Below are 20,608 nucleotides of genomic sequence, written 5' to 3' on the forward strand. Positions count from 1 at the left end.
CCTCCGCCTTGCGATGTTCCCCCACTGCCTGAACGGCGTGGGAGGTGCCCCCACCACCAGCCACCGCTCCCTGATCCGCCCTGACCGACGAGACACCCCCTAGCCCGTCGGATGCCGGCCCTGCACCGACTGCCCGGCCCACGACCGCAGCCGGTCGTCCGGGTCCTCCAGCAGCGCCACCGCCGCCCGCAGCCGTACGAGCCCGCCGCACGCCTCCAGCAGCCGGAACGAGGCGACCCGCACATGCCGCGGCCGGTCGGCCGCCAGCCCGGCAGCCAGCCGCTCTTCGTCCAGGGACCGCGCCGAGGGCAGCAGGGCCTCGGTCGCCTCCCGCACGACGCCGGGCGCGGGGTCGTCCAGCAGCGGCAGCAGTCGCGGTACGTCCGTCACGTCCAGCGTGCGCAGCCCGGCCACCGCCCGCGCCCGTACCCCGGGGGACGGATGGGCGAGCAGCGGCCACAGCAGGGCGGCGTCGGCGCGCTCGCCGCACTCGGCCAGCCCGATCGCCGCGCCGGGCGGCAGCGCGGGGTCGTCGGCCTCGGTGCACCGGCTCCGGTACCAGGGCAGCGGATCGGTGCCGTGCTGCCGTACGACGTACCGGGCGCAGGCCCGCACCAGGGCCGAGCGGTCGGCCAGGAAGCCCTCTGCGCGGTCGGGGCGCCCGGCGCGCCGCAGCGCCGTGACACCGATCGCGCGCACCCGGGGCGAGCGGGCGCCGAGCAGGAGTGCGAGGACGTCCTCGTCCGGGCCGTCCTCGTCCGGGCCGTGCCTGTCCGGGCCCTGCCCGTTCGCCGCCGCGGTGCCCAGGGCGGCCTCCCCGCACAGGGTCTGGACGACGGCGTCCTCGTCGTGGGCAGCCGTGCGCGCCAGTTCCGCGGGGGAGAGGAGGGCCGCCTCGATCGCCAGGCGGTGGGAGAAGCGCCGCACGGTGCGGTCGGCATGGCCGAGGAGGGGCGCCAGGCGCTCGCGGGGCACCGTGCGCAGGACCTCCTCGAGCAGCCCGACGGCGGCGGCGCCGCGCTCGCGCCGGCCGACGAGCAGGATCAGCGGAGCCAGAGCGACCGCGGTGTCCGCGTCGAGCAGGGGGCCCAGCAGCCCGCGGGCCCGCTCACGTACGGGTTCCGCCCAGTCCGCGGCCCGTATCACCACCAGCGGCAGCAGCCCGGGGTGCGCCGCGGCCCGGCGCAGGGCCCGCTCACGCATCCGGCCGTCGCGGTGGCACAGGGCGACGGCGAGCCGTGGTTCGTCGAGCGACGCGGGATCGGCGGGCAGGGGTGCGGCGTGCTCCCAGCGCGGCCCCGGCAGGTGGCCCGGCCGGTACCGGTACCAGTCGACCTCCCGTACGCCGGCGTCCAGCGCGAGCCAGGCGCGGGGGTCGGCGACGGCGAGGGCGTCCCGCAGCGGTACGCCCTTCGCCAGCCGTTCCGCCGCGACCTCGCCGCCCTCGATGTCCTCGATCTCGCGACCCATGCCCCACGCCCCTTCCCGCCGGATGCTCGGACTCTCCCGCCGAACGCTCAGAACGCTCAGACGGCTCAGAACATGGCGCGGGTCCGGGCGTAGCCGATCAGGAGGATCAGCGCGGCGACGCAGCCGAGGACCACGGCCGTCGATATCCAGGAGGAGCGGCGGGGGGCGGCCGGGCCGGGGTCGGCGCGGAAGGGGACCGGGGCCGGGGGGTTGTCCTTCCAGCGGGCGGCCAGCATCCGGGCCCGGGCGGAGGGCTCCTTGTGCTCGGCGGCGCTCGCCCATCGGTGATCGAACTCGCGCTCGAGGTCCTCGTGTTCGGTCATCCCCGTTACCTCACTCCCGGCCGGCGGCAAAGGATCATCTTCCGTCTGTAGGAGACGCCTGAAGCGCCGGAAGGTTGCACGACGGCACGGAACGCACGGCCCTGTGCGGCGGCCGCGATCCGTCCGCCGCTCTTTCACTCTTTCGGCTCAAGATGCTGCGCGATCGGTGTGCGCTTAGCCTCGATGGGAGGGTTTGCGCTACGGCCGTGGCCACCCGCCTCATGCCTCGGAAACCCGCCCGAGCGGTGGGTGGAAGGAAGGTACTCCCATGAGAGCACAACGCGTCAGGCGGCTGTTCGCGATGTCCGCGGCCGGCGTCCTTCTGGCCGGCGGCGCCGCGATCGGTGCGGCGGGTACGGCCTCGGCGGCCTCGTCCGCCACGACGGTCGCCCCGGCCCATGTCGCCACCCATGGCGGCGGTGACTGCGGTCGCGGCGGTTCGTGGGGCGGCGGCTGCGGCGGCGGCTACGACCGCTACGGCAGCGGCTACGGCGGCTTCCTCTACGACGGCATCGGCGGCCTCGGCAGCATCGGCGGTCTCGGTGGCCTGGGCGGCATCGGTGGCCTCGGCAGCATCGGCGGTCTCGGTGGCCTGGGCGGCATCGGAGGCCTCGGCGGCCTCGGCGGGCTGTTCGGCCTGCTGTGACGGCACCCCCACACGGCACGGCCGAGGGCCGCCACCCGGAGAGGTCTCCGGGTGGCGGCCCTCACAGTTCTGCCTCGCGGCAGCGGCCTGTCACACGTCGAAGTAGAGCTCGAACTCGTGCGGGTGCGGACGCAGCTGCAGCGGGGCGATCTCGTTGGCGCGCTTGAAGTCGATCCACGTCTCGATCAGGTCCGGCGTGAACACGTCGCCCTGGAGGAGGAACTCGTGGTCGGCCTCGAGGCGGTCGAGGACGGCGCCGAGGGAGGTCGGAACCTGCGCGACGTTGGCGTGCTCCTCGGGGGCCAGCTCGTAGAGGTCCTTGTCGATCGGCTCGGCCGGCTCGATCTTGTTCTTGATGCCGTCCAGGCCGGCCAGCAGCAGCGCCGAGAAGGCCAGGTACGGGTTGCCGGAGGCGTCGGGGGCGCGGAACTCCACGCGCTTGGCCTTCGGGTTCGAACCGGTGATCGGGATACGCATCGCGGCGGAGCGGTTGCGCTGCGAGTACACCAGGTTCACCGGGGCCTCGAAGCCCGGCACCAGACGGTGGTAGGAGTTCACCGTCGGGTTGGTGAAGGCCAGCAGCGACGGGGCGTGCTTGAGGATGCCGCCGATGTAGAAGCGGGCGGTGTCCGACAGGCCCGCGTAACCGGCCTCGTCGTAGAACAGCGGGTCGCCGTTGCTCCACAGCGACTGGTGCACGTGCATGCCCGAGCCGTTGTCGCCGAAGATCGGCTTCGGCATGAAGGTCGCCGTCTTGCCGTTGCGCCAGGCGACGTTCTTCACGATGTACTTGAACAGCTGCAGGTCGTCCGCGGCGGCGAGCAGCGTGTTGAACTTGTAGTTGATCTCGGCCTGGCCGGCGGTGCCCACCTCGTGGTGCTGGCGCTCGACCTTCAGGCCGGCCCGGTCCAGCTCCAGGGAGATCTCGGCGCGCAGGTCGGCGAAGTGGTCGACCGGCGGGACCGGGAAGTAACCGCCCTTGTAGCGGACCTTGTAACCGCGGTTGTCCTCGAGCGCGCCGGTGTTCCAGGCGCCGGCCTCGGAGTCGATGTGGTAGAACGACTCGTTCTCCGCCGTGCGGAAACGGACGCTGTCGAAGACGTAGAACTCGGCCTCGGGGCCGAAGTACGCGGTGTCGGCGATCCCGGTGGAGGCCAGGTAGGCCTCGGCCTTCTTCGCCACGTTGCGCGGGTCACGGGAGTACTGCTCGCCAGTGATCGGGTCGTGGATGAAGAAGTTGATGTTGAGGGTCTTGTCCCGGCGGAACGGGTCCACGCGCGCGGTGGACAGGTCGGCGCGCAGGGCCATGTCGGACTCGTGAATGGCCTGGAAGCCACGGATCGAGGATCCGTCGAAGGCCAGCTCCTCGTCGGGGTCGAACGCCTCAACGGGCACCGTGAAGTGCTGCATGACGCCCGGCAGGTCGCAGAAGCGGACGTCGACGAACTTGACGTCCTCGTCCGCGATGAACTTCTTGGCCTCGTCGGCGTTCTGGAACATCCAGCTCCTCCTACTCCCGACCGTCCCGCCGGGGTGGTAGATCGTTCGTGCGGCCAGTGCGGTGGCACACGCTGATGCCGACCCTAGGGACGGGTGATTTCTCGGGCGTGACCCATTTGTTTCGCAGAAGTTAACCGGCCCGGGTGGGGTCACGTCCGTGGACACCCCGGCCGACCCCGTCCTTCCAGCCTCGCAGTACCGTGGACGGGTGGACAACAGGCAAGCAATCGGATCGTGGCTCTCCGGGCCGCGGGCGGCCATGGAAGATGCCGGTGCCGACTTCGGCTACCGCGGTGAGCAGCTCGGGCTCCCGGAGGAGGGGCCGAACTCGATCGCCCGCCCGGGCCGGCGCTTCGGGGCGCTCGCCGTGGACTGGGGCGTGTGCCTCATGATCGCATACGGTCTCATCACGGACAGCTACAACAAGGCGGCGCAGGTCTGGGCGCCGCTGATCCTGTTCGTCCTGATGGCCCTCACGCTCGGCACCGTCGGCCTCACCCCGGGCAAGCGGCTCTTCGGCCTCCGTGTGGTCGCCCTGGACACCGGGCGGGTGAACCCCTGGCGCGCCGTCCTGCGCACCGTCCTGCTGTTCCTCGCCCTTCCGCCTCTGATCTGGGACCGCGACGGCCGGGGTCTGCACGACCGGCTGGCGGGCACCGTGGAGGTGCGCATCTGAGGAGTTACGACGATGGGGGCGCCCGGATCACCGGGCGCCCCCATCGTCGTAACTCAGGAGATCAGCGGGCCTTCGGGCCCCGCGGCATCCGCATGCCCTTGGGCATCGGGCCCTTCGGCAGCGGCATGTTGCTCATCAGGTCGCCCAGGGCGCGCAGCCGGTCGTTGGTGGCGGTGACCTGGGGGCCGGTCAGCACGCGCGGGAACTTCAGCATGGTGGTGCGCAGCTTCTTCAGCTCGACCATGCCCTCGCCCTTGCCGACGATCACGTCGTGCACCGGGACGTCCGCGACGATCCGGTTCATCTTCTTCTTCTCGGCGGCGAGCAGGGACTTCACCCGGTTCGGGTTGCCCTCGGCGACCAGCACGATGCCGGCCTTGCCGACCGCGCGGTGCACCACGTCCTGGCTGCGGTTCATGGCGACGGCCGGGGTGGTGGTCCAGCCGCGGCCGACGTTGTCCAGCACCGCCGCCGCGGCGCCCGGCTGGCCCTCCATCTGCCCGAAGGCCGCCCGCTCCGCCCGGCGTCCGAAGACGATCGCCGTCGCGAGGAAGGCGAGCAGGATGCCCAGGATGCCCAGGTAGATCGGGTGGCTGATCGCGAAGCCGACCCCGAGGAGGACACCGAAGATGATGATGAAGACGCCCGCCAGAATCAGACCGATCTTCGGATCGGCCTTGCGGGTCATCTTGAACGTCAGGGCGATCTGCTTGAGTCGCCCTGGGTTGGCAGCCTCGGCTGCGGTTTCCTTCCTCGCCATGTCACGAAGTCTACGTGGCCCGGCAAGCGCCCGACGACGGCAGTGTCCGTACCGGCGGGGAGGGCGGCGAGGGCGCGGGGCCCGTCGGCGACGGCCGGTCGGGGGCGTGCGGTGGGGCCCGGTCGGGGGGAGGTGGTCCGGTCGGGGGGAGGTGGTCCGGTCGGGGGAGCGGCCGTGCCCGGTGGGGTCGGGCGGCCGGTCAGAGGCGGACGGCGGTGAACTGGTCGAGGACGCGCTGGGCCTCGACCCGGTCCTTGGCGCGGCGCCGGTCCTCCAGGACGGAGGTCCAGGCGTTGCGGCGGGCGGTGCGCTGGCCGCTGCTCATCAGCAGCGACTCGACCGCACGCAGTGCGTCGGTGAAGGACGGAATGGCTGTGGCGCGGACGTGCGCGGCCTGCATGGTGGAGGTCCCCCCTCGTAACGGCTTCGGTGTACGTGGTGTGAGTCCAGGGTCACTGTTTGGTGTTACCAGGGCGTGACCCACCGGTCAAACACCGATGAAACCCTGATGGAGCAGGCCGAAAAGGTGACGCGGCCCTGACGGACGCCCTGATCTGGGGCGACGGTCGGGACCGCGTCGTATCGGCCACTACTTGCCGGTAGCTTCTTGTGCGTGAATTCACACGGCTGCCGGTATCCCTTGAGGGGATTCGGGGGTGACGGGCTGTCAGACGGCCTGGACGGCGATGTAGCTGCCGCGCTTCTCCACGGCCATCTGGTACAGGCGCCCGGCGCGGTAGGAGGACCGTACCAGCGGTCCGGACATCACGCCCGAGAAGCCGATCTGCTCGGCTTCCTCCTTCAGCTCGACGAACTCCTGCGGCTTCACCCAGCGCTCCACCGGGTGGTGGCGCACGCTCGGCCGCAGGTACTGGGTGATGGTGACCAGCTCGCAGCCCGCCTCGTGCAGCTGCTTGAGCGCCTCGCTGACCTCCTCGCGGGTCTCGCCCATGCCGAGGATGAGGTTGGACTTGGTGACCAGGCCGAAGTCGCGGGCCTCGGTGATGACCTTCAGGGAGCGCTCGTAGCGGAAGCCGGGGCGGATCCGCTTGAAGATCCGCGGGACCGTCTCGACGTTGTGCGCGAAGACCTCGGGGCGGGAGTCGAAGACCTCCGCGAGCTGCTCGGGGACCGCGTTGAAGTCGGGGGCCAGCAGCTCGACCTTGGTGCGGCCGCCCTCGCGGTCCGCGGTCTGCTGGTGGATCTGGCGCACGGTCTCGGCGTACAGCCAGGCGCCGCCGTCCTCCAGGTCGTCGCGGGCGACGCCGGTGATCGTGGCGTAGTTCAGGTCCATGGTGACCACGGACTCGCCGACGCGGCGCGGCTCGTCGCGGTCCAGCGCCTCGGGCTTGCCGGTGTCGATCTGGCAGAAGTCGCAGCGCCGGGTGCACTGGTCGCCGCCGATGAGGAAGGTCGCCTCGCGGTCCTCCCAGCACTCGTAGATGTTCGGGCAGCCGGCTTCCTGGCAGACCGTGTGCAGGCCCTCGCTCTTCACGAGGTTCTGCATCTTCGTGTACTCGGGGCCCATTTTCGCCCGGGTCTTGATCCACTCGGGCTTGCGCTCGATGGGGGTCTGGCTGTTGCGGACCTCCAGGCGCAGCATCTTGCGTCCGTCGGGTGCGACTGCGGACACGACCGGCTCCCTAAAGCTTTGATTCCTCGGCGTACCTCAGGGTACGCCCATGATGTTCACGGCCCTCACGGATGGCCAACCTCTGGCCATCGGGGTCCATTCCCCCTGCGCGAGGTCAGGCGATGGCCTTCTCGATCTCGCGCGGCTTGAGGTCCGCGTTCCCGAGCACGTCCTGCAGATGCTTCTCGGCGATCGGCAGCACCTCTTCGATGGTGACCTCGCGACCGAGCTCGTACGAGAGAGAGGTGACGCCCGCGTCGCGGATGCCGCAGGGGATGATCTTGTCGAAGTTCGAGGTGTCCGGGTTCACGTTCAGCGCGAAGCCGTGCATCGTGACGCCCTTCGCCACGCGGATGCCCATGGCGCAGATCTTGCGGTCCTCGCGGCGCTGGCCGGCGTTCGACGGTGCGTACTCGGGGCCGTTGAGCCGGGGGTCGAACTCGGAGTCGGTGGTCCGCGGGTCGAAGTCGAGCTGGAGCCCGCCGAGCTTGGGGCGCTGTTCGACCGGGTCGCCGAGCACCCACACGCCGGCGCGGCCCTCGACGCGCGAGGTCTCGATGCCGAACTCCGCGCACACCCGGATCATCGCCTCCTCCAGGCGGCGCAGATGCGCGACCACGTCCACGGGACGGGGCAGCTTCTGGATCGGGTAGCCGACGAGCTGGCCCGGGCCGTGCCAGGTGATCTTGCCGCCGCGGTCCACGTCGATGACCGGGGTGCCGTCCAGGGGCCGCTCCTCGGGAGCGGTGCGGCGGCCGGCGGTGTAGACCGGCGGGTGCTCGAGGAGGAGGCAGGTGTCGGGGATCTCGTCGGCGAAACGGGCGGCGTGCACCCGGCGCTGCTCGTCCCAGGCGACCTGGTAATCGACCATGTCCGCACCGAATCCCATGCGGACGAACCGCAACTCACTCACGGCAAGCGCCTCCCTGGAAGGTCGTAAGGCACGAAACGTGCCCACGCCACTGTACGTCCGGCTGTCGCGCGTCAGCCCTGCGGGCAATCCTCACACGATCGGATGAATGCCGGGCGAAGATTGCAGTCGGCTGCTCACTCTCCGCTACATTCGCGCCGTTCATGAGGCCATAAGGGCTGCTCATCAGGCAATCCGGGCACCACGCGGCCGCGTGCATGCCCGAAAGGCAGGAGACCGCACCGCAGATGACGGAACGACCCGCGCAGCGCACTCCCAACCGCCAGCTCGCCGCGCTCATCGCAGAAGCGGGATTCTCCAACGCAGGTCTGGCCCGTCGCGTGGACCAGCTCGGCCTCGAGCACGGGCTGGACCTCAGATACGACAAGACGTCGGTCACCCGCTGGCTGCGCGGGCAGCAGCCCAGGGGAACCACACCCGCCCTCATCGCCGAGGTCTTCACCCGGCGCCTCGGCCGCCGCCTGACCGCCCAGGACCTCGGCCTGGACGCCTGCGCGCCCGTCTACGCGGGGCTGGAGTTCGCCTCCGCCCCCGAGGAGGCCGTCGACATCGTCAGCGGGCTGTGGCGCAAGGACTCCGGCAGCCACGCCGAGCTGCGCAAGATCGCCTTCACCCCGGCCGGTCTCGTGGTGCCCAGCCGGGACTGGCTCATCGGGCGCGCCGACGACCGGGTCGCCCGCGGCGAGGGGCCCGCCGCGCGGGTCCCGGCCCAGGGCCGCCCGGCCGACGCCTCCGCGCCCGCGGACCGGCAGCCGCAGATCGCCGGCGTGCCCCGCCAGCGCGGCCGGGCCGACCGGGACCAGACCGAGCGGGAGGCCGGGCAGCGGGTCACCTCGGGGGACGTCGCCGCGCTGCGCTCGGTCGGCGAGCTGTTCCGCGCCCTCGACGACATGTACGGCGGCGGCCACGCCCGCCAGGCCCTCGTGCGCTACCTGGAACACGAGTGCGAGCCGATGCTGCGCGGCACCTACGGCGAGCAGACGGGCCGCCGGCTGTTCGCGGCGGCCGCCGACCTCACCCGGCTCGCGGGCTGGACGTCGTACGACATCGCCGCGCACGGGCTCGCGCAGCGGTACTTCGTGCAGGCGCTCCGGCTCGCGCAGGCCGCCGGGGACCGGCCCTACGGCGCCCATGTGCTGGTCACCATGAGCCGGCAGGCCGTCTACCTCGCGCACGGGCGGGAGGCGGTGCAGCTGGCGCGGGTGGCCCAGCAGGGCATCGGCACCTCGGCGCCGCCCGCCGTCCAGGCGCTGCTGCACGCCGCCGAGGCGCGCGGGCACGCCGTGCTGGGCGAGGTGCGCGCCTGCACGGCCTCCCTGGTGCGCGCCGAGCGCGCCCTGGAGGGCGCCCGGCCCGGGGACGAGGTGCCGTTCTGGGCGCGCTCCTTCGACGAGGCCCAGCTCTCCGACGAGTTCGGGCACTGCCACCGGGACCTCCAGCAGTACCGCGCCGCCGCGCAGCACGCCGAGCGCGCGCTCCAGTTGCGCGCCCCGGCGTACGCCCGCAGCCGCCTGTTCTGCCGCGTCGTCCTCGCCACCGCCCGCCTCGGCCTCGGCGACCTGGACCAGGCCTGCCGCCTCGCCGCCGAGGCGGCGGCCCAGGCCGCCGAGATGCGCTCGGTACGCGCCCACGAGTACGTCCGGGACTTCGAGCGCCGCCTGGAGCCGTACAAGGACGCGACCGCCGTACGGACCTATCGCGACAAGCTCGCCGCCCTGAACTGAGAGAGGTGGCGCGGGGCGACGGGGGTGGTGCGGACATGCAGCGGCCTGGACGCGTCCGGCCCATGGGCGGGCGCGTCCAGGCCGGGGCGGTGTCAGGCCGCCGCCGCTCTCGGCGACGTCGGTTCCGGGTCCGCGCGGTGCAGGGAGCGGCCCGTGCCCAGGTCCGCCAGGAGGGCGGCGCAGGCCCGGTGGGCCGAGTGCAGGGCGCCCTGGAGGGTGCTGGTGTCGCGGTGGTCGCCGCAGACGTACAGGCCCGCCAGGAGGCGCACCGGGCGGCGGAGGTCGTGCGGGGGACGCATCGCGGGGACCGCCTCGCGGGTGTGGTGGACGGCGAGCGTCTCCCAGCGGGCGGTCGAGGTGCCGTACAGCCGGGACAGATGGCGGCGTACGGCGGCGTCGACGTCGGCCGGGGGCTCGCCCAGGACGGTCGAGGAGACCAGGGCCCGGCCGGCGGGGGCGCGGGACGGGTCGACGTGACTGATCACGGCCGTGTGCGCGACCGGCCCGCCGCGGTCCGAGTCGAGCAGCAGGTGCCCGCCCGTCGCCGGGGGCTCGTCCGTCGTGTGGTGCACCACCGTCACCGGGTGGAAGTCCGGCACGCGCAGACCCGGCAGCAGCTCGGCGGCGGTGCGCGCGTCCGTGGCGACCAGGACCGCGCGGCAGCGGATCTCGCCGTGCTCGGCGGTGGTCACCGAGTTGGTGGCGACGGAGGTCACCCGGACCCCGGTGTGCACCGTGCCCGGCGGCAGCGCCCCGGCGAGCAGTTCCGGCAGGACCTCCGCGCCGCCCTCCGGCAGGCACAGCCTGCCGCTCGCGAAGGCGTGCAGCGCGAGGTCCGCGCAGCGGCTGGAGGTGGTCAGGTCCGGGTCGCACAGCAGGGCGGACAGCAGCGGCCGCAGAAAGCCGTCGACGGTGCGGGCGGGCAGCCCGCGGGCCGCCAGCGCCTGGTCGGCGGGCAGTTCGGGGCGGGCCAGGAGGCGTTCGACCGGAGTGGCGGCGATCCGGGCGAGCGCGGTGCGCAGGCGCAGGGGCGCGCCGATGCCGAAGGGCTGGGCGCGCTCGCCCAGTCCGGGCCGGGGCCTGCCGGTGCGCACCAGGGGCGCGGTGCCGGGGAAGGGCGCGTCGAGCCGTGCCGCGGGGGCGGCGCCGGTGTGCGGCGGGGTGTCCGGGCGGAACCCGGTGTCGGGCGGGACGGGGCGCAGGGCACGGCCCGTCCGGACGCCCCCGGGGGGAGCGGAGGACCGGGGGGCGCTCGCAAGGGCGCGTACCGCGTGAAGTGCGCCCCGTGCGCTCCGTACGCTCCCTCCACCCGCCGGGGCGCCCGCGCGGTGGTGCCGGCCGTCGCTGTGCAGCAGGACCCCCGGTGCGAAGGAGCGCAGCACGAGCGCGTCCAGCCCCGGGCCCCGGCCCAGTTGGGGATAGGACGTGAACAGCAACTGCCCGATCCGGTCGAGCCGGAACCCGTCGACCTTCTCCGTCGACATACGGCCGCCCACGTAAGGGGCGGCTTCCAGGACTGCGGTCGTTACTCCTGCGCTGGTCAGTCGATGGGCCGCCGAGAGCCCGGCGACCCCGGCTCCCACCACGACGACATCCACCTGGTACGCGGGCTCAAGCACGTGCCCCTCCTCGAGGTTGCGCGACCGGTGGAGCAGTGATGCCCCCAACCGGGTTGAGGAATACCCGAGTTCGGCACGAGGTTAGGGTCGTAATCGGTCAGGTGCAGTCGCGCATCGACAGGGCACGGTCGCACGGCGGTCGCATACGGTCGCACTGCATCACAGGGCGGCCCGTACCGCGTCCTCGATCCCCGGGAACGCGAACGAGAACCCCGACTCCAGCAGCCGCTTCGGCACCACCCGTGCGCTGCCCAGCACATCCCCCGCCATCTCCCCGAGCACCACCCGCAGCACCGGCGCCGGCACGGCGAACGGTGTCGGCCGGTGCAGCACCCGCCCCATCACCGCCGTGATCTCACGGTTCGTCACCGGCTGCGGCGCGGTGAGATTGACCGGCCCCGACAGGCTCTCGGTGTCGACGAGATGCCGCAGCGCCGCCACCTCGTCGTGCAGCGCGACGAACGACCAGTACTGCCGTCCGTCGCCCAGACGCCCGCCCAACCCGGCCTTGAACAGCGGGAACAGCCGTCCCCAGGCCCCGCCCCGGCGGGCCACCACCAGCCCGGTGCGTGCGAACACCGTCCGGATGCCCGCCTCCTGCGCCGCCGCCGCTGCCTCCTCCCAGGCCACGCACAACTCGGGCAGAAAGCCGTCCCCGGGCGGGGCGCTCTCGTCGACCTCCCCGTCGCCCGTGTCGCCGTAGAAGCCGATCGCGCTGCCGCAGACGAAGACCCGCGGCGGCGTGTCGAGGGAGGCGACGGCCTCCGCGAGCGCCGCCGTGCCGAGCACCCGGCCGTCCCGCATCGTCTTCTTGTACGCCTCGGTCCAGCGGTGGTCGCCCACCCCGGCGCCCGCCAGATTGACCACGGCGTCGCAACCGGCGAGCCCGGCCGCGTCCACGTACTGCCGCTCGGGGTCCCAGCAGACCTCGTCACCGCCCCGGGCCGCCCGGCGCACCAGGCGCACCACCTCGTGCCCGTCCGAGACCAGGGAGCGCACCAGTGCGCTGCCGATGAGACCGGACGCGCCGGCCACCGCGATTCGCGAACGTTCCATGCGCCCATCCTGCCCGCCGCGGCACGGAAATTCCGGGGCACCCATCGGCCCCCGTCGTAGAGTGATCGCCATGCCGGTCGTCCACATACGCCCCGCCACACCCGACGACGAGGACCCGCTCGCCCGGCTCGACCGGGCCACCTGGTCCACGCTGCACTCCGTGCAGCCGCGTCCGCAGCCGCCGTACGAGCCCTTCTTCACCGAGCGGTCCGGGCCGGACGAGATCCTCGTGGCCGAGCTGGACGGCGCCGTCGTCGGCTACATCCGGCTGGGTCTGGCCACACCGCTGGCGTCCAACGCGCACGTCCGCCAGATACGGGGCCTGGCCGTCGCCGACGAGGCGCGCGGCGCGGGAGTCGGCCGGGCCCTGCTGCGCGCCGCCGTCGCGGAGGCCCGCCGTCAGGGCGCCCGCCGCCTCAGCCTGCGGGTGCTGGGCCACAACACCGCCGCTCGCAAGCTGTACGAGTCCGAGGGCTTCGTCGTGGAAGGTGTCCAGCCGGAGGAGTTCCTGCTGGACGGCGCCTACGTCGACGACGTGCTCATGGGCCGCCCCCTGTGACCGAAGCCCCTGACACGCCTGTGTGACGTGATACGCCCCCTGTGACCTGATACGGCCCGTGTGCCTCAGGAGGACACCAGCGCGCCCGTGTCCACCGCCCTCGTCGCGGCCGCCGCCTGCTGTGCGTCCGAGGCGATCTCGGCCGCCGTCAGCGCGTAGCCCGTCTCGCTGTTCGAGGTGGAGCGGGCGAAGACCATGCCGTAGACACGGCCGTCGCCGGTCAGCAGCGGGCCGCCGGAGTTGCCGGGGCGGACGGTGGAGCGGACCGCGTAGATGTCCCGGGTGACCGTGGCGGTGTTGTAGATGTTCTGGCCCGTCGCCCGGATCCGGTTCGCCACCGTCGCCGCCTGCAGGTCCAGGCCGCCGTCCTGCGGATAGCCCGCGACCACGGCCGCGTCGCCGCGCGCGGCGGTGCCGTCGAAGCGCAGCACGGGGGCGCGCAGGCCGGGGACGTAGAGCACGGCCACGTCCCGGTCGGGGTCGAACAGCACCACCCGCGCCTGGTAGGCGTGGCCTACGCCGCCGATCTGCACGGCCGGATCGTCGATGCCCGCCACCACGTGCGCGTTGGTCATCACATGCTGCGGCGCGTACACGAAGCCGCTGCCCTCGCGGCCCTGGTTGCCCGAGGTGCCAAGGATCTTGACCGTGCTGAGCCGGGCGGCGTTCGTCGTGGCGGCCGTCACACTGTCGCCGGAGGGCTTGGCCACGCCCGCCGCCGGCTCGTTCTCGAACGGGTTGAACACCTGCGGGAAACCCGCCTCGGTCAGCGCGGAGGTGGCGCTCGAGAACCAGGCCGGCGTGGTGTCCGGCATCGCCTTCTGCACGGCGCCCAGCAGCCTCGAGTCACGTATCGCCGTCGTCACCACCGGGGACGATGAGGCACCCAGCACGCTCGCCGCCACCCAGGCCACGATCAGCACCGCCACCGCGTTGGCGGCGGCCCCGCCGACCCCGTCGGCCACGCGCAGCGGCCCGTGGTCCAGCTCGCCCCGCAGCCGCAGCGCCAGGCGCCCCGCCAGCTCGTGCCCCACCACCGCGGGGACCAGCACCGTGAGCACGGCGGTGACCGTCGCCGTCGTCGTCCCGCGCGTGACGAAGTCCATCACCCACGGCAGCACCCACACGCCGACGACCGCACCGCCCACGAACCCGGCCAGCGAGACACAGCCGGCCACCAGTCCGCGCCGGTAGCCGGACGCCGCGTAGAGCAGGATCAGCAGCAACAACACGAGGTCGAGCAGGTCCACGCAGGCCGCCTTTCTCTCTGCCCTCTCCGCCCCACATACGCGTGGGACGGGCCCTGGTGATCAACCGGCCGACTCCGACCGGCCGACCGGCCACGGGCACGCGGATCCGGGATCCGGCCACGTGTACGTGTACCACCAGAAACGACACCGACCAGGACGATGGTTCCACCAGGTGGCACACCACACATCGCGGACGGACCGGATGGGGGTGACAGTGAGCTCATGCGTGGAGTGGGGAAGGCAGGGCGCACCCTGGGACGGCCGGGCCCGCGAGGGCGGCGCCGGCTCGGGGTGGCGCACCGGTGCCCGGAGCGGCTGCGGAGCACCGCCGTGACACTGCTGTGCTGTCTGACGGGCGCCGCCGCCGTCGGCGCGGTGCTGCTGGGCGCCCAGAGCGTCGAGCACACACTGGCCCTGGAAGCGCCGGACGGGCTGCGCGCACAGGCACCGGGCTCGGAGCCCGCGCAGGCCGTGGCGCCGCAGCGCGCCGGCTCCCGGTACACCGCGCCCCGGCCGCGCATCGTGCCGCGGACGGCGTGGGTGGACGCCACGATGCGCCACCGGCAGCCGCCGCCGCGCTACGACGACAAAGTGGTCGCCGTCTTCGTCCACCACACCGACTCGCCCAACGACTACGACTGCGCCGACGTCCCGCGCATCATCCGCCATCTGTACGCGGGCCAGACCGGCGCCCGCAACTGGGACGACATCGGCTACAACTTCCTCGTCGACCGCTGCGGCACGATCTACGAGGGCCGCGCCGGCGGCGTCGACCGCCCCGTCACCGGCGCCCACACCCAGGGCTTCAACCACCGCACGGCGGGCATCGCGGCCATCGGCACGTTCTCGGCCGGGACCCCCGTGCCGCGAGCGATGACGGACGCGATCGCCGCGGTGGCCGCCTGGAAACTGGGCCTGGCCGGGGTCGACCCGCGCTCCTCCGTCACCCTGGTCTCCAGCAACACGCTCAGCCGGTACCCGGTCGGCACCACCGCCCTGCTCCCCGCCCTGGCCGGCCACAACGACGGCTTCCGCACGGACTGCCCGGGCGCCGCCCTCACGGTCCGCCTCCCCGCCATCAGGGAGGCAGCGGCCCGGCTCCAGGGCAGGAGGCGCTGAGCGGCGGGGCCGGGCCTAGGGGCCGATCCCGGAATCGCCCCGGAATGACTCCCGGAGTCACTCGCGGAATCTGTCCCACAGCTTGGGATAGCGCTCGGCGAGTGCCCGGTCGTCCTCGAAGGCGATGGGGGTGCCCTCCGGTTCCGGCGGGGCGGGTGCGATGCCGAGGTCGGGGGCGACGGTGCCGGTGAGCTGTTCGTAGGCCTCGTCGGCCGCGTAGCCGAGCTCCTCGCCGTCGCCGTCGATCTCCTCGTCGAAGTCGTCCAGGAGATCCGCGAGCGAGTCCGGGTCGTGCACGGCCCCCTCGAAGACCTCCCGGCCCTGACCGATCAGCCAGCACCGGAAGAAGTCGAACGCGTCGTCGCTCGCCCCGTCCAGCAGCACCCAGGCGGCGCCCCACAGGTTCCAGCGGTAGGCGCGGTTGTACCGCGACTCGAAGTGACGGGCGAAGTCCAGCACCAGCTCCGGGTCGAACTCGAGCAGCCGCTCCACGAGCAGATCGGCCTGTTCCTCGGGGTCCCCCTCGGCGGCCCCGCGCGTGGCGTCGATCAGCTCCCAGAACTCCGTCTCGTCCATCACGGGTCAAGCATCGGCCCTCGGGCCGGGGCCCGCACGCGGAGTGCGGCGGATTGTTATCAGGCGGCCTGTCGTCAGCGGTACAGCGCGGCCAGACGCAGCGCGTCCCGTGCGAAGCGCTCGCGCAGCGACCCGGGGGCCAGCACCTCCACCTCCGGGCCGAGCGACGTGAGCTGGCCGTGGGCGACCTCCTCGGACTCCACCGGGAGGGTCACCGTCACCCGCCCGTCCTCGTCCGCGGGAGCGGCGGCGGCCAGCGACTCCCGGGCCGACGCCGGGTCCACGACGTACGGGAGCCGTCGCGCACCCGCCTCGGACAGCCGCACGACCACCTCGGCGCGCAGGATCGACCGGGCGAACTGCTCGGCGCGCTCCGCCCAGAAGGCGGGCAGGTCGAACTCCTCGTCGCGCTCGAACCGCTCCTCGCCCACCTCGACGGCCGTGAACCGGCCGACGCGGTACACGCGGTACGACCCCCGCGCCGCCACCCGCGCGCACAGGTACCAGACCCCCGCCTTCAGCACGAGCCCGTACGGCTCGAGTTCGCGCTCCACCTCGGCCTCACCGCTCCGGTAGCGCGCGGTGATCCGGCGGTCGTCCCACACCGCGTCGGCGACGGCGGGCAGCAGCTCGGGCGTCCTCGGCTCGGTGAACCAGTTCGGCGCGTCCAGGTAGAAGCGCTGGGCGGCGCTGCGGGAGGCGTCCCGCAGCGACGGAAGGAGCGCGGCCGACACCTTCAGGCGGGCCGCCGAGGCCGCGTCCTCGAGGCCCATCTCGCGCAGCGCCCCCGGCACCCCGCTCAGGAACAGCGCCTCCGCCTCGCTGCGCGCGAGCCCGGTCAGCCGCGTACGGTACCCCCCGATCAGCCGGTACCCGCCGGCCCGCCCCCGGTCGGCGTACACCGGCACGCCCGCCTCGGACAGCGCCTGCGCGTCCCGTGTGACCGTGCGCTCCGACACCTCCAGCTCCCGGGCCAGCTCGGCGGCGGTCATGGAGGGGCGGGACTGCAGCAACAGCACCATTTTGATCAGACGGGCGGCACGCATGCGCCCATGATGCCGGGGCCACCGACAGCGAAGGGGTACGGCGAGTGCCGTACCCCTTCGTCACCTGTCGGCCGTCAGCCCCTACAGGCCGTACTTCTCCCGGGCCTCCTTGACCGCCGAGGCCTTCACCTCGCCGCGCCTGGCGAGCTGGGCCAGGGCGGCGACGGCGATCGACTCGGCGTCCACGCCGAAGTGGCGGCGGGCCGCGTCACGGGTGTCCGACAGACCGAAGCCGTCGGCGCCCAGCGAGGACCAGTCCTGCTCGACCCACTGCGCGATCTGGTCCGGGACCTGGCGCATGTAGTCGGAGACCGCCAGTACCGGGCCCTCGGCGCCCTGGAGCGCCCGGCGCACGTACGGCACCCGGTCCTCGCCGCGCAGGAGGGCCACGTCGGCCTCCATCGCGTCGCGGCGCAGCTCGCCCCAGGAGGTCGCGGACCACACGTCGGCGGCCACGCCCCACTCCTCGGCCAGCAGCCGCTGCGCCTTCAGCGCCCAGTGGATCGCCGTGCCGGAGCCCAGCAGCTGGATGCGCGGGGCGTTCGCCGGGGCCGTCAGGCCCGCCGACTCCGCCGTGTTGAAGCGGTACAGGCCCTTGACGATGCCCTCGTCGATGCCGAGGCCGGACGGCTTGGCCGGCTGCGGCAGCGGCTCGTTGTAGACGGTGAGGTAGTAGAAGACGTTCTGGTCCTCGCCCTCGGCCGCCTCGCCGTACATACGGCGCAGGCCCTCCTTGACGATGACCGCGATCTCGTACGCGAACGCCGGGTCGTACGTCAGCGCCGCCGGGTTGGTCGCGGCGATGACCGGCGAGTGGCCGTCGGCGTGCTGGAGGCCCTCACCCGTCAGCGTGGTGCGGCCGGCCGTGGCGCCGACGAGGAAGCCGCGGCCGAGCTGGTCGCCGAGCTGCCACATCTGGTCGGCGGTGCGCTGCCAGCCGAACATCGAGTAGAAGATGTAGAAGGGGATCATCGCCTCGCCGTGCGTCGCGTAAGCGGTCGACGCGGCGATGAAGTCGGCCATCGAACCGGCCTCGGTGATCCCCTCGTTGAGGATCTGGCCGTTCTTGGCCTCCTTGTAGTACATCAGCTGGTCGCGGTCGACCGGCTCGTACGTCTGGCCCTTGGGCGAGTAGATGCCCAGCGACGGGAACAGCGACTCCATGCCGAAGGTGCGCGCCTCGTCCGGGACGATCGGCACCCAGCGCTTGCCGGTCTCCTTGTCGCGGACCAGGTCCTTGACCAGGCGGACGAACGCCATGGTGGTGGCCACGCTCTGCGAGCCGGAGCCCTTGTCGAAGGCGGCGAAGGTCTTGTCGGCGGGGGCGGGCAGCGCCGGGAGCGGGTGGACGCGGCGGGCCGGGGCCGGGCCGCCGAGGGCGGCGCGGCGCTCCTGGAGGTAGCGGACCTCGGGGGAGTCGGCGCCGGGGTGGCCGTAGGGGACCTGGCCGTCGACGAAGTCGCTGTCCTTGATCGGCAGCTCCAGGCGGTCGCGCATCGCCTTGAACTCGTCCACCGTCAGCTTCTTCATCTGGTGGTTGGCGTTCTTCGAGGCGAAGCCCTCACCGAGGGTGTGGCCCTTGACCGTCTGGGCCAGGATCACCGTCGGGGCGCCCTTGTGCTCCAGGGCGGCCTTGTAGGCGGCGTAGACCTTGCGGGACTCGTGGCCGCCGCGCGAGAGGTGGAAGCACTCGAGGATCTTGTCGTCGCTCAGCAGCTTCGCCATCTCGGCGAGCGCGGGGTCCTTGCCGAAGAAGTCCTCGCGGATGTACGCGGCGTCGCGGGTCTGGTACGTCTGCACCTGCGCGTCCGGTACCTCGCGCAGCCGGCGTACCAGCGCGCCTGTGGTGTCGAGCTGGAACAGCTCGTCCCAGGCGGTGCCCCACAGCGTCTTGACCACGTTCCAGCCGGAGCCGCGGAAGAGGGCCTCCAGCTCCTGCACGATCTTGAAGTTGGCGCGGACCGGGCCGTCCAGGCGCTGCAGGTTGCAGTTGATGACGAAGGTCAGGTTGTCCAGGCCCTCGCGGGAGGCGAGGGTGAGCGCGGTGGTGGACTCCGGCTCGTCCATCTCGCCGTCGCCGAGGAACGCCCACACGTGGGAGTCGGAGACGTCCTTGATGCCGCGGCTGGTCAGGTAGCGGTTGAACCGCGCCTGGTAGATCGCCGAGATCGGGCCGAGGCCCATGGACACCGTCGGGAACTCCCACAGCCAGGGCAGGCGGCGCGGGTGCGGATAGGACGGCAGGCCGTTGCCGCCGGCCTCCTGACGGAAGTTGTCCAGGTGCTGCTCGGTGAGCCGGCCGTCCAGGAAGGCGCGGGCGTAGATGCCGGGGGAGGCGTGGCCCTGGATGTACAGCTGGTCGCCGGAGCCGTCGCCCTCCTTGCCGCGGAAGAAGTGGTTGAAGCCCGTCTCGTACAGCCAGGCCGCCGAGGCGAAGGTGGCGATGTGGCCGCCGACGCCGTGCTTGCTGCCGCGGGTGACCATCGCCGCCGCGTTCCACCGGTTCCACGCGGTGATCCGGGCCTCCATGGCCTCGTCACCGGGGACGGCCGGCTCGGCGGCGGTCGGGATGGAGTTGACGTAGTCGGTCTCCAGGAGCTTCGGCAGGGCGACGCCGGTGCCCTCGGCACGCTCCAGTGTGCGGCGCATCAGGTACGCGGCACGGTGCGGCCCGGCCGCCTTGGCGACGGCGTCCAGCGAGGCCTGCCATTCGGCGGTCTCCTCGGGGTCGCGGTCCGGGAGCTGGTCGAGCTCGCTCGGCTGGATGGCGTTGGGGTCGGTCATGTCGCCGCCTTCCTCAGTCGAAGGGGGTTCCCTCATCTGGTAAGGGTTCGGGGGTGCCCTTGGTCTTTGGCAGGACAGGGCTGAGGCTCTGGTGGAAGCCCGTTGGTGACTGTAACTCCCTGATCGATGATCGATCAAAGGGTTGAGGGCCAAAACCTCTCGATCACGAGAAAGTCGGCACGGGGTGTCTTTCGGACAGGCACGCGGTGCCGCGTTTTCGAATGGTTTCCGCAGGTGAGCGGGTTGGTGCTCGACTGGGAGACCTGGGTCACGCCCGCGGCGCGCACCCCAGGACATGGGCCTTCACCAGCTCGGCGATCCGCGCGTCGCGCCTGCGGAAGGCCTGCACCAGCTCCTCGTGCTCCTCCGCGTACGACTGCTGGACGGTGCCCAGCCAGCGGATCGACAGCGCGGTGAAGACCTCGATGCCCAGGCCCTCCCAGGTGTGCAGCAGCACGGAGTTGTGCGCGGCGCGCACCAGTTCGCGGTGGAAGCCGACCGTGTGGCGGACCTGGGCGGTGCCGTCGGCGTTGCGGTCGGCCTCGTACAGGGCCAGCACGTGCGGCTCCAGGGCCGAGCAGTCCTGCGCGAGGCGGTCCGCCGCCAGCTCCGCCGCGATGGCCTCCAGACCGGCCCGGACCGGGTAGCTCTCCTCCAGGTCGGCCGCGGTGAGGTTGCGCACGCGTACGCCCTTGTTCGGCGCGGACTCGATCAGACGCAGCGACTCCAGCTCGCGCAGGGCCTCGCGCACGGGGGTCTGGCTGACCTCCAGCTCGGTGGCGATCCGCCGCTCCACGATCCGCTCGCCCGGCTTCCAGCGCCCGCTGACGATCCCCTCCACGATGTGCTCGCGGATCTGTTCGCGCAGCGAGTGGACGACGGGCGCGGTCATGAGGGCTCCTCAGTCGGGGCGTTTGACGTTTAGACAATACGGCG

19 protein-coding genes are annotated in these 20,608 nt (G+C 72.5%); 5 read left to right on the forward strand and 14 right to left on the reverse strand.

The annotated features are described in order from the left end of the window. Positions 1–99: 99 nt before the first annotated feature. Both IE318_RS25270 and IE318_RS25275 read right to left on the reverse strand, forming a co-directional pair. Positions 100–1,470, reverse strand: coding sequence for a HEAT repeat domain-containing protein (locus IE318_RS25270; protein WP_189903929.1), 1,371 nt, complete (start codon positions 1,468–1,470; stop codon positions 100–102). A 65-nt stretch (positions 1,471–1,535) separates the two neighbouring features. Next, the gene (locus IE318_RS25275) at positions 1,536–1,793 is read right to left on the reverse strand and encodes an SCO2583/SCO2584 N-terminal domain-containing protein (protein WP_189903931.1); all 258 of its coding nucleotides are present in this window, start codon (positions 1,791–1,793) and stop codon (positions 1,536–1,538) included. Between the two features lie 268 nt (positions 1,794–2,061). Between IE318_RS25275 and IE318_RS25280 the strand changes: the two genes are divergently transcribed. Continuing rightward, positions 2,062–2,439 (forward strand): hypothetical protein, encoded by a 378-nt coding sequence (locus tag IE318_RS25280; RefSeq protein ID WP_189903933.1) that lies wholly within the window; start codon positions 2,062–2,064, stop codon positions 2,437–2,439. A gap of 90 nt (positions 2,440–2,529) precedes the next feature. Here the strand turns inward: IE318_RS25280 and glnA are convergent, their stop codons facing one another. Next, positions 2,530–3,939: a type I glutamate--ammonia ligase gene (glnA, locus tag IE318_RS25285; protein ID WP_030169313.1), complete on the reverse strand. Its 1,410-nt coding sequence runs from the start codon at positions 3,937–3,939 to the stop codon at positions 2,530–2,532. A gap of 208 nt (positions 3,940–4,147) precedes the next feature. On the opposite strand from glnA, the gene IE318_RS25290 reads away from it, so the two are divergent. Continuing rightward, positions 4,148–4,615 carry an RDD family protein gene (locus IE318_RS25290; protein WP_189903935.1) on the forward strand — a complete coding sequence of 156 codons (468 nt, stop codon included), beginning with the start codon at positions 4,148–4,150 and terminating at the stop codon, positions 4,613–4,615. A 61-nt stretch (positions 4,616–4,676) separates the two neighbouring features. Here IE318_RS25290 and IE318_RS25295 read toward each other — a convergent pair whose 3' ends face one another. The 4 genes from IE318_RS25295 to lipB form a co-directional block, all read right to left on the reverse strand. Next, positions 4,677–5,375, reverse strand: coding sequence for a DUF4191 domain-containing protein (locus IE318_RS25295; RefSeq protein WP_189903936.1), 699 nt, complete (start codon positions 5,373–5,375; stop codon positions 4,677–4,679). A gap of 199 nt (positions 5,376–5,574) precedes the next feature. Continuing rightward, the gene (locus IE318_RS25300) at positions 5,575–5,775 is read right to left on the reverse strand and encodes an SCO2195 family GlnR-regulated protein (RefSeq protein ID WP_030169303.1); all 201 of its coding nucleotides are present in this window, start codon (positions 5,773–5,775) and stop codon (positions 5,575–5,577) included. 267 nt (positions 5,776–6,042) lie between these two features. Next, positions 6,043–7,008: a lipoyl synthase gene (gene lipA / locus IE318_RS25305; RefSeq protein ID WP_189903938.1), complete on the reverse strand. Its 966-nt coding sequence runs from the start codon at positions 7,006–7,008 to the stop codon at positions 6,043–6,045. Positions 7,009–7,123: 115 nt separating this feature from the next. Then, on the reverse strand, positions 7,124–7,921 hold the full coding sequence (lipB, locus tag IE318_RS25310; protein ID WP_030169298.1) for a lipoyl(octanoyl) transferase LipB: 798 nt from the start codon (positions 7,919–7,921) through the stop codon (positions 7,124–7,126). A 245-nt stretch (positions 7,922–8,166) separates the two neighbouring features. Here lipB and IE318_RS25315 point away from each other — a divergent pair, with 245 nt between their 5' ends. Next, a complete protein-coding gene (locus IE318_RS25315) occupies positions 8,167–9,663 on the forward strand; it encodes an NsdA family TPR-like regulatory protein (RefSeq protein ID WP_030169296.1) in 1,497 nt (498 codons plus the stop codon). A 92-nt stretch (positions 9,664–9,755) separates the two neighbouring features. Here IE318_RS25315 and IE318_RS25320 read toward each other — a convergent pair whose 3' ends face one another. Continuing rightward, positions 9,756–11,282 (reverse strand): NAD(P)/FAD-dependent oxidoreductase, encoded by a 1,527-nt coding sequence (locus IE318_RS25320; RefSeq protein WP_189903940.1) that lies wholly within the window; start codon positions 11,280–11,282, stop codon positions 9,756–9,758. Between the two features lie 159 nt (positions 11,283–11,441). Continuing rightward, entirely contained in the window at positions 11,442–12,338 is an 897-nt protein-coding gene (locus tag IE318_RS25325; RefSeq protein WP_189903942.1) for a TIGR01777 family oxidoreductase, read from the reverse strand. Between the two features lie 61 nt (positions 12,339–12,399). Here IE318_RS25325 and IE318_RS25330 point away from each other — a divergent pair, with 61 nt between their 5' ends. Continuing rightward, positions 12,400–12,897 carry a GNAT family N-acetyltransferase gene (locus IE318_RS25330; RefSeq protein ID WP_373311264.1) on the forward strand — a complete coding sequence of 166 codons (498 nt, stop codon included), beginning with the start codon at positions 12,400–12,402 and terminating at the stop codon, positions 12,895–12,897. Positions 12,898–12,962: 65 nt separating this feature from the next. Here IE318_RS25330 and IE318_RS25335 read toward each other — a convergent pair whose 3' ends face one another. Next, positions 12,963–14,147: a MarP family serine protease gene (locus IE318_RS25335; protein WP_189903946.1), complete on the reverse strand. Its 1,185-nt coding sequence runs from the start codon at positions 14,145–14,147 to the stop codon at positions 12,963–12,965. 222 nt (positions 14,148–14,369) lie between these two features. Here IE318_RS25335 and IE318_RS25340 point away from each other — a divergent pair, with 222 nt between their 5' ends. Further along, positions 14,370–15,266, forward strand: coding sequence for a peptidoglycan recognition protein family protein (locus IE318_RS25340; protein ID WP_229903734.1), 897 nt, complete (start codon positions 14,370–14,372; stop codon positions 15,264–15,266). 57 nt (positions 15,267–15,323) lie between these two features. Here the strand turns inward: IE318_RS25340 and IE318_RS25345 are convergent, their stop codons facing one another. The 4 genes from IE318_RS25345 to IE318_RS25360 form a co-directional block, all read right to left on the reverse strand. Next, complete coding sequence (locus IE318_RS25345; RefSeq protein WP_030169275.1) at positions 15,324–15,842, reverse strand: DUF4240 domain-containing protein; 519 nt, start codon at positions 15,840–15,842, stop codon at positions 15,324–15,326. Between the two features lie 74 nt (positions 15,843–15,916). Next, a complete protein-coding gene (locus IE318_RS25350; protein ID WP_189903949.1) occupies positions 15,917–16,888 on the reverse strand; it encodes a helix-turn-helix transcriptional regulator in 972 nt (323 codons plus the stop codon). An 81-nt stretch (positions 16,889–16,969) separates the two neighbouring features. Next, entirely contained in the window at positions 16,970–19,672 is a 2,703-nt protein-coding gene (gene aceE / locus IE318_RS25355; protein ID WP_189903951.1) for a pyruvate dehydrogenase (acetyl-transferring), homodimeric type, read from the reverse strand. A 268-nt stretch (positions 19,673–19,940) separates the two neighbouring features. Next, positions 19,941–20,564 carry a GntR family transcriptional regulator gene (locus IE318_RS25360; RefSeq protein ID WP_189903953.1) on the reverse strand — a complete coding sequence of 208 codons (624 nt, stop codon included), beginning with the start codon at positions 20,562–20,564 and terminating at the stop codon, positions 19,941–19,943. Between the last annotated feature and the right edge of the window lie 44 nt (positions 20,565–20,608).

Source organism: Streptomyces spiralis, assembly GCF_014654675.1.
GTDB lineage: Bacteria > Actinomycetota > Actinomycetes > Streptomycetales > Streptomycetaceae > Streptomyces > Streptomyces spiralis.